7 protein-coding genes are annotated in these 8,215 nt (G+C 54.8%); 2 read left to right on the top strand and 5 right to left on the bottom strand.

Annotated elements, in window-relative coordinates:
• Nucleotides 1-41 precede the first annotated feature (41 nt).
• Nucleotides 42-722: a site-specific integrase gene (locus tag KZZ06_RS03455; RefSeq protein ID WP_219578607.1), complete on the bottom strand. Its 681-nt coding sequence runs from the start codon at nucleotides 720-722 to the stop codon at nucleotides 42-44.
• A 590-nt stretch (nucleotides 723-1,312) separates the two neighbouring features.
• Nucleotides 1,313-1,822 carry a single-stranded DNA-binding protein gene (locus KZZ06_RS03450; protein WP_219578606.1) on the bottom strand — a complete coding sequence of 170 codons (510 nt, stop codon included), beginning with the start codon at nucleotides 1,820-1,822 and terminating at the stop codon, nucleotides 1,313-1,315.
• 207 nt (nucleotides 1,823-2,029) lie between these two features.
• On the opposite strand from KZZ06_RS03450, the gene KZZ06_RS03445 reads away from it, so the two are divergent.
• Both KZZ06_RS03445 and KZZ06_RS03440 read left to right on the top strand, forming a co-directional pair.
• The gene (locus KZZ06_RS03445; RefSeq protein ID WP_219578605.1) at nucleotides 2,030-2,614 is read left to right on the top strand and encodes a lytic transglycosylase domain-containing protein; all 585 of its coding nucleotides are present in this window, start codon (nucleotides 2,030-2,032) and stop codon (nucleotides 2,612-2,614) included.
• 159 nt (nucleotides 2,615-2,773) lie between these two features.
• Entirely contained in the window at nucleotides 2,774-3,283 is a 510-nt protein-coding gene (locus KZZ06_RS03440; RefSeq protein ID WP_219578604.1) for a hypothetical protein, read from the top strand.
• Nucleotides 3,284-3,387: 104 nt separating this feature from the next.
• Here KZZ06_RS03440 and KZZ06_RS03435 read toward each other — a convergent pair whose 3' ends face one another.
• The 3 genes from KZZ06_RS03435 to KZZ06_RS03425 form a co-directional block, all read right to left on the bottom strand.
• Nucleotides 3,388-5,478 (bottom strand): ABC transporter ATP-binding protein, encoded by a 2,091-nt coding sequence (locus KZZ06_RS03435; protein ID WP_219578603.1) that lies wholly within the window; start codon nucleotides 5,476-5,478, stop codon nucleotides 3,388-3,390.
• A gap of 148 nt (nucleotides 5,479-5,626) precedes the next feature.
• A complete protein-coding gene (locus KZZ06_RS03430; protein WP_219578602.1) occupies nucleotides 5,627-7,093 on the bottom strand; it encodes an ABC transporter permease in 1,467 nt (488 codons plus the stop codon).
• 15 nt (nucleotides 7,094-7,108) lie between these two features.
• The gene (locus KZZ06_RS03425) at nucleotides 7,109-8,194 is read right to left on the bottom strand and encodes an ABC transporter permease (RefSeq protein ID WP_219578601.1); all 1,086 of its coding nucleotides are present in this window, start codon (nucleotides 8,192-8,194) and stop codon (nucleotides 7,109-7,111) included.
• Nucleotides 8,195-8,215 lie beyond the last annotated feature (21 nt).

Below are 8,215 nucleotides of genomic sequence, written 5' to 3'. Positions count from 1 at the left end.
GCATGACCCCCGCAATGAAACTGAAAACAGCCGCGTGAATTCTACGGCTGGACCCCATTAAAAATGGGGGGATTACCCCTCTTGGAGAGCCGATAGTTGAAGTCGTGACGAAATCCATGGCGCGTAATTTCAGCGAAAATCGTTGGAGCGTTGCGTGATGCAGGTTTGGCTATTCTAGTTTTGAAAGTCACAATCCCGACCGGTAAACCATTTCCTACCCCCTTCCTATGATTCACGAATATGTATGGGTGATCTCTCGCTGCTTCGATTTGAGAACGCTCTTTCATTATGTAGTGCCGCAAGTCTCGCGTCATCGCTTCTGTGATATAAACCTCACCTTCTTCTGTTTTGGCTACAGGTTGATGCTTTCGTTTGTCATGAACGTCATCATGACGCCGAACAATTTTCAGCACCTGACGGGTCCAATCAACATCTTCAATCTGAAGGCCAAGGATCTCGCCTCCTCGGGCACCGGTCTCATGCATGATGTCGAACATTATCTGGTTGCGCAGCCTGACATTCTCGCGGAAGGGGTTTTGAGGGTTATCGACGCGAACCAGATGGAGGACTTCAGCGTAGACTTCCGGGGGAGCGGATCGGTAGTTTGGGTCGTTTCGTAATCCTGAATTTCGAACCACTTTAGGTGCCTTCCCCCTCATGGCCGCCGCCATTTCATCAAGTTTCTGGTAGATCGCTATGCGATTGGCAGAACCGCGATGCATTGTTTTCCCCATAAATACTAGGAATCAGGAAGCAGCACTCATTCTTAGCTTTTGCATATGAGTACTGACTGTATCCAGAGTTGGAAGACTATGCGGATGATGGACTTGTAGTGAAATTACGTCGTTAGACTGCCGTATTTTCTGACCTCTTTCGGCTTCAGAGCGCCTGAGCGTCAAGTGATAGTAGAGTGCGTCGATGTCCGAAGACGTAAGGTATTTCTCGGCGGCGAATTCCGAAATCAAATTTCGCCCGTTGATAAGTTGCCACAACTCTAATTGTCGGAGCGCCGACAAAATGCTCAGGATTGTGTTCTGGGTAGCCTTAATGCGAAGCTCAACCGCTACGAACAGCGTAGTCCAATAATCCGGCAAACCTTGTTCGTCCACAAGGTAGCTAAACCGCTCGCCTTTAGAAAATATGCTGTTGCGTTGTCTAAGCAATGATCCGAAACCAGTTATAAATCTACAATTTTAAATGGTTTCGGGATTCTGTTGTGTTGCCAATATGAAAAAACTACTTTTTTTCGTCTTTCATTTATATGTTTCAAGTACTTACTTTTATAAAACAACAGTTCTGAAGTTTGTTCCCGCTAGAACGGGATTTCGTCATCCAGATCACGCGAGGATTGGCCACCGCCACCGCCGCCACCACTGCTGGAGGGGCCGGAATCGTAGCCGCCGCCATAGCCGCCCGGATCCGACGGACCGCTGTCATAGCCGCCACCGCCGCCGCCGGAACCACCGCCCGTTGGGCCGTCCAGCATGGTCAATGTGCCGTTAAAGCCCTGCAAGACGACTTCGGTGCTGTAGCGATCTGTGCCGGATTGATCTTGCCATTTGCGGGTCTGCAACTGGCCTTCGATATACACTTTCGATCCCTTTTTCAGGTACTGCTCTGCAATGCGCACCAGCCCTTCCTGAAAGATCGCCACCGAATGCCATTCTGTTTTTTCGCGGCGTTCGCCCGTGTTGCGGTCTTTCCATGTTTCGGAGGTCGCGATGCGCAAGTTGCACACTTTGCCGCCGTTTTGGAACGAACGCACCTCGGGATCGCGCCCGAGATTGCCAATAAGGATCACTTTATTCACTGAGCCGGCCATGATGCCCCCTGTCTGCTATGCGGTTGAAAGGGCCATGCGAATCCCGCAGGCCCCTGCGTTAGCCGCTGTTATATCAGTGCTGCCTCCAAGAAACAGGCCAAAGGGCCGCTAAATTACACGATCACAATTTCGAATAGGGGCATAAAAAGGTGGCATCGACCTTTCAATTTGCTATGTTCTGCGAATTGTGGCTGCATTGAGGGTGTAATGAAGAAACTTATCGTCGCATCACTGTGCTCGGTTGCTGTGCTCTCTAGCCCGGTCACCGCCGAGGTTTTCTCCTCCAAGAGCCGGTCCAAGATTTTTGCCTCGCAGAAAAAGCTTCTTGATACGCGTGCGTCCAGCCAATACGCGGCCTCCGTACGGTTGCAGCCGACCCGTGTGGTGACGCCGACCAAGTGGGACGTGCCAAAATATCAGGGCAAGTATAAGGGCCAATATCACAGCATGGCCCGCGAGGCGGCACGCCGTCACGCGATCCCCGAGGATTTGTTTTTGCGGCTTGTGCAGCAGGAAAGCGGCTGGAACCCTGCGGCGAAATCCCACAAAGGGGCCTTGGGTCTGGCGCAGCTGATGCCCGAAACTGCACGGGTGTTGCGGGTTGATCCATCTGATCCCTATCAAAACCTAGATGGCGGGGCGCGCTATTTGAAACTGCAATACCGCGCGTTTGGAAATTGGCGGCTGGCCCTTGCGGCCTATAACGCGGGTCCCGGTGCGGTCAAAAAATACGGCGGCATCCCCCCGTTCAAAGAGACCAAGAATTACGTCAAGGTAATCGCAGGACTGTAAGTATCTAAAATACAATAATAAATTATAGCTCCACTTGGTCTGACGGTTTATTATCACCCGTTTGCGGAACCAAACCCTTTGTCCACTGTTGATCATACAGAACGCAATTCGGGTCCCATAAAACCCCTGCGTGTATGTATGACGATAAGGACTATTTAAATGTTTAACTCAGTAAAGCGTATCGCCCTGGCGACCTCAGTCAGCATTGCGGCCCTGTCCACAGCGGCCTTCGCAAGCGAAGAAATCGTTTTCTCTGAAATCGACGTCACCGCAGTTATGGGTGCAGCGGAAAACGCCAACGCGCTTGACGTGTTTCCCGAAATCGTAACCGATCTGGAACAGGCCATCGCGTCGCGCGTGCAAACCGGCTCTGACGCGTCGCTGCCGACGATCAAGATCGACATCCGTCAAATCAGCCTGAACGGCAACCCGATGTTGACCTCGCTTGAGGGGTTCAATGAAATCTCTGGCGTTGTGGCAATTGCCGATGACAACAACAGCATTGGTGCACAAAGCTTTGCCGTGAACATCGCCGCATATCCCGGCGATCAGATCGTGCCAGAGGGGTTCATCGCTGTGCAACCGTCCGAGGATGATTTCTATAACGCGATGATTGCTGGCTTTGCCGATACCGTTTTGCAGCGCATCGACACCATCAACACCAAATAATCGTTCCAATAGTTAAACGGTGATCGCGCGCCCCCACCTGCGCGCTTGCCGTTACGGGCGGTCGGTGAAAATGTGTCGGCCGCCTTCATATATGTCGCCGACAGTTATTCCGCAGCGACGTTAATCTCAATCACCGGTTCCATCTCGGCCAGCTGAGCATCTGTCAGGTGGCACTTTACCTCGTGACCGTCGGCCACACTGCGCAGGCTGGGCACGACCGTTTCACAGACATCGCCCGACACCAGCGGCTTCCAACGACAGCGCGTCTGGAACGGGCATCCGGGGGGCGGGTTCATTGCGGATGGTACGTCGCCCTCCAGCACGATGTGTTTCTTTTTCACCCGCGTGTCTGCAATCGGAACTGCCGACAAAAGCGCCTCGGTATAGGGGTGGTAGGGGGGCGAGAAAACCTGATCCGTCGTGCCCAATTCGACCACATGGCCTAGATACATCACCATCACCCGATCCGACAAATAGCGCACGATGCTCAGATCATGACTGATGAACAGCAAGGTGGTCTTCTGTTCGCGCTGAATTTCCATCAGCAGATCGGTCACCGCCGCCTGCACTGATACATCAAGGGCGGACACAGGTTCATCAGCCACCACAATCCGCGCATCCCCGGCAAAGGCGCGGGCGATGCCGACACGCTGCTTTTGCCCGCCCGACAACTGGCGGGGCATACGGCCCGCAAATTCACGCGGCAGTTTCACCAGATCAAGCAGTTCCAACATGCGCTGGCGACGTTCTTTCTCGTTCTTGCCGATCTTGAAAATCTCGAGCGCACGAATGATTTGACGGCCCACGGTCATCGACGGGTTCAACGTATCAAACGGGTTCTGGAACACCATCTGGATGTCCGCCACGTTTTTCGTGGTCCGCTCTTCGATCGGGACGCCGCCAATGTCCGTATCATCCAGCAACACCTGTCCAGAGGTCGCAGTCTCAAGCCCCATCAACACTTTGGCAAAGGTCGATTTACCGCAACCGGATTCGCCGACAATCGCCAAAGTCTCGGATTCGCGCGCCTCAAAGCTCAGCTCCTCGTTGGCCTTCACGACCTTGGTCGCCGATCCGCCGAACATCGAATTTGCAGCAACCTCATAGTATTTCTTAAGCTTGTCCATCTTCAGAACAACCTTGCCGATCTCGCCCTTGGTTTTGACATCCGCCAATTCCAGAGGCGCGTTCCAGTCGATTTCCTGAAACCTCAGACACCGCGTGGCGTGGCGCTCGTTACCCGGCACGTCCTCCATGAATATCGGTCCCTGATCGCACCGCCCGGCCTCGAAATAATCGCAGCGCGGGCCGAAATTGCAGCCGTTAGGCCGTTCGTGGGGCAGGGGGAAATTGCCGGGGATCGCAATCAGCGGGCGCGCATTCTTGTCGGCACCGGGCAGGGGGATCGACCGGAACAACGCCTGCGTATAGGGGTGCTGCATCTCGTCAAACACATCCTCGATTGATCCGCGCTCCACCGCTTCGCCCGAATACATCACGCAAATCCGGTCACAGGTTTCCAACACCAGCCCAAGGTTATGCGAGATAAACAGCATCGATGTGCCGTATTTCTTGCCCAAATCCTTGACCAATTCGACCACTGCGGCCTCGACCGTGACATCCAATGCGGTCGTTGGTTCATCCAATATCAACAAGGCTGGTTCAGCCATCAATGCCATGGCGATGACGATGCGCTGCTGTTGGCCGCCAGATAACTGGTGCGGATAGGCCTTCAAGATGCGTTCGGGGTCGGGCAGTTTTACATCCGTCACGACCTGCAAGGCTCGGGCGCGCGCGTCACTTTCGGACATGCCGGAATGGATCATCGGCACCTCCATCAACTGCCGCCCGATCCGCATGGCGGGGTTCAGCGATGCCATGGGTTCTTGATAGATCATCGCAATCTGACTGCCGCGAATATCGCGCAATTCCTCATCGTTCATCTCGGCCAGATCGCGGCCCTTGAACTTGATCGATCCGCCAACGACCTGCCCGTTAACGCCCAGATCCTGCATCACCCCCAAGGCGACGGTGGATTTACCGCAACCCGATTCCCCAACCAAACCAACAGCTTCGCCCGGCTTGACCGAGACCGAGAAATCCATCACCGCAGGAATTTCGCGCAACCGCGTGAAAAACGAGATCGACAGCTTGTCGATTTCCAAAATCGGTCCGTCATATGCTTGATCAGCCATGTCGTATCCTTCCTCATGCAAAATAAAAGACCCCTTCGTCCTTCATTTTGCCAAATAAACTCCGAGGGTGTCGCCCCAAAGGGGCGCCGCCTCCATTCATACTACGCGCCTTTGGCGCGATGGGCAGGCCCCCGGTCCCGTCCTCACATCAATCGCGCAGGCTTTCTTCGCGCAAACCATCCGCGAGCAGGTTCAACCCCAAAACAAGGCTCAGCAGTGCCACCGCTGGCGCAATCGCCGCATGCGGATACAGCGCCAGCAAACGGCGGCCCGCGTTGATCGTGGTACCCCAATCAGGGCTTTCGGATTCCAGCCCCAAGCCAAAGAAGCCGAGCGTGCCCAAAAGGATCGTCGTATAGCCAATGCGCAGGCAGAAATCGACGATCAGCGGCCCGCGTGCATTGGGCAGGATTTCCCACAACATAATGTACCACGGGCCTTCGCCACGGGTCTGTGCGGCGGCAACATAATCGCGAGTTTTGATGTCCAGCGCCAAGCCGCGCACGATGCGGAAGACTGTCGGCGCATTCACGAAAACCACCGACACGAAAACCACAAGCACGCCGGGATCAATGTCGAACAGGTCCATAAACGCGGGCAGGCCGGGCAGGCGGTAGGTCGGCGCATCAACGATAGCCCCATCGGTGGACACCAGTGACAGATACAGCCATCCGGCAATCCCCAGCACGATGATCAGCAAAGGCGTGCGCAAGGACGGCTGCGTGTAAAACCTTGAATTCAGCAGCACCGCCAGAAACACCAGCGGAAAGATGAACAAAATCAGCGCCATATAGTTCGGAATACCGGTCTGGACGATCTCGGGTGTGACCAGCAGATAAAACAGCAAGATCACCGGAAAGGCGAGGATCAGGTTCGCCAGAAAGCTTAGGAACACGTCCAATTTGCCGCCGTAATAGCCAGCAGGCAGGCCCAGCGTAATCCCCACCATAAAGGCAAACAAGGTGGCCATCGGCGCGATCTGCACCACAACCCATGACCCTTTTATCAACCGGCTGAACACATCGCGGGCCAGGTTATCTCCGCCCAGCAGAAACCATTGGTATTCATCAGGTTCGGCGCGTGCCAGCGGGGTGCCGGGCAGTTTGTTCTTCATCCCCGACACTTGGCTTAGGCTGTCATGGGTAATCAGCATGTCAAACACACCGCCGAACACCCCTGCAAAAACCCAGAACATCACCAGTCCGAAACCGATCATCCCGACGGTGCTGTCGAATAATTTGCCGTATAGTCCCAGCTTGCGTTTCAAGGTGATCGACACGGCAAACAGCACCACAAGGGCGATCCAAACCGGCAAAAGCTGCTGCGACAGGCCGCCAAAAATACCCGCATCAGGCCCCATGACAGTGCCTGCCAATACATAGATCAGCACCATGCCAAGCGTCGCCAAGAACCCATAGGCCCCGACGCGCCCTAATAGCCCCGACATTCCTTGGCTTGCGGCACTAACGCCGCCCGACCCGACAGTCCGCATTTCGGCGTTGGGGATAAACGACATCAGAATTTGCAGCGCGTATGCAAAAACCGTCACGGCAACCGCCAACCCCAAAACCGGGTTCAGCCATCCCATCGAGCCTGTCCATGTCAAAGCTTCCATGTGCCTGCCCTTTCTTTATGTGATGCGAATGCGCGGGTTCAAAATCACATAGCCGATATCAGAGATCAGCTGTGTGGCCAGAACCACGATGACAGACACGACCGAGACGGCCAGCAACAGTTCGATATCGTTGTTGGCCGCGGCCTGTACCAACAGCCAGCCAAAGCCTTTGTAGTTGAACAGGGTCTCGACGATGACGACACCGTTCAGCAGCCACGGAATTTGCAGCATGATCACTGTGAACGGTGCAATCAGCGCATTACGCAAGGCGTGTTTCAGGACAATATCGCGGAACTTGACGCCCTTGAGGCGCGCGGTGCGGATGTATTGCGCGGTCATCACTTCGGTCATCGACGCACGGGTCATCCGCGCGATATAGCCCATCCCGTATAGCGAGATTGTGAGAACGGGCAGGAAGAAATTCCAGAACGTCGCGTCCTTCATGGCCGATGTGGCGGACCCCAGAAACAATGTCTTGCCGTCGATCCAGCCCATTTCAGCAAGCCACGGCGATATGCCAAAGCGCGAGGACGCTAGAACCGCGATAAAGATAACGCCAGATACATATTCAGGGGTGGCTGTGGTGGCGATCGAAAAGGTCGATAGCGACCGATCCAGACGCGATCCTTCGCGCATGCCCGCCAACACGCCGACGATCAGGGCGCAGGGCACCATCAGCATCAACACACACAGCATCAGCTTTCCGGTCAAACCAAGACGCGTCAGGACTGTCGCGCCGACGTCTTCTTTGAATACAGTAGAAAATCCCCAATCCCCCTGCAAGACACCACAAAACCTTGGGCGTTCATCAGCTGGGGTGGCGCTGGTAAAACAACGGCCGGTGGTCGTGCCGTCCTCGGCTTCGGTGATCCAGCCCGGTACGACCCCCAGCCATTGGCCGAACTTGACCGGTGTCGGCTGAAGGTAACCGCGATTTTCAAGATAGCTGGTGACGGCCTCGTCCGACATGCGAAAGTTGCCTTGGGTCTTGGCCAGTTTTTCGAGGTTGGGGTAAAGATTGGTTAACCAAAATACAATGAACGTCAGGCACAGTGCCGTCAAAAGCATCAGGCCAAGACGGCGCAGTATGAAAATCCCCATGAAACATCCCTGTTGCGTGGC

Source organism: Sulfitobacter sp. CW3, assembly GCF_019392245.1.
Classification (GTDB): Bacteria; Pseudomonadota; Alphaproteobacteria; order Rhodobacterales; family Rhodobacteraceae; genus Sulfitobacter.
The sequence above is the reverse complement of the archived record's forward strand: the minus strand, read 5'-3'. Positions and strand labels throughout refer to the sequence as shown.

Coding starts and splice junctions, on each gene's coding strand:
- KZZ06_RS03450 (WP_219578606.1), bottom strand. CDS start 1,822: ATGGCCGGCTCAGTGAATAAAGTGATCCTTATTGGCAATCTCGGGCGC.
- KZZ06_RS03435 (WP_219578603.1), bottom strand. CDS start 5,478: ATGGCTGATCAAGCATATGACGGACCGATTTTGGAAATCGACAAGCTG.
- KZZ06_RS03445 (WP_219578605.1), top strand. CDS start 2,030: ATGAAGAAACTTATCGTCGCATCACTGTGCTCGGTTGCTGTGCTCTCT.
- KZZ06_RS03440 (WP_219578604.1), top strand. CDS start 2,774: ATGTTTAACTCAGTAAAGCGTATCGCCCTGGCGACCTCAGTCAGCATT.
- KZZ06_RS03455 (WP_219578607.1), bottom strand. CDS start 722: ATGCATCGCGGTTCTGCCAATCGCATAGCGATCTACCAGAAACTTGAT.
- KZZ06_RS03430 (WP_219578602.1), bottom strand. CDS start 7,093: ATGGAAGCTTTGACATGGACAGGCTCGATGGGATGGCTGAACCCGGTT.
- KZZ06_RS03425 (WP_219578601.1), bottom strand. CDS start 8,194: ATGGGGATTTTCATACTGCGCCGTCTTGGCCTGATGCTTTTGACGGCA.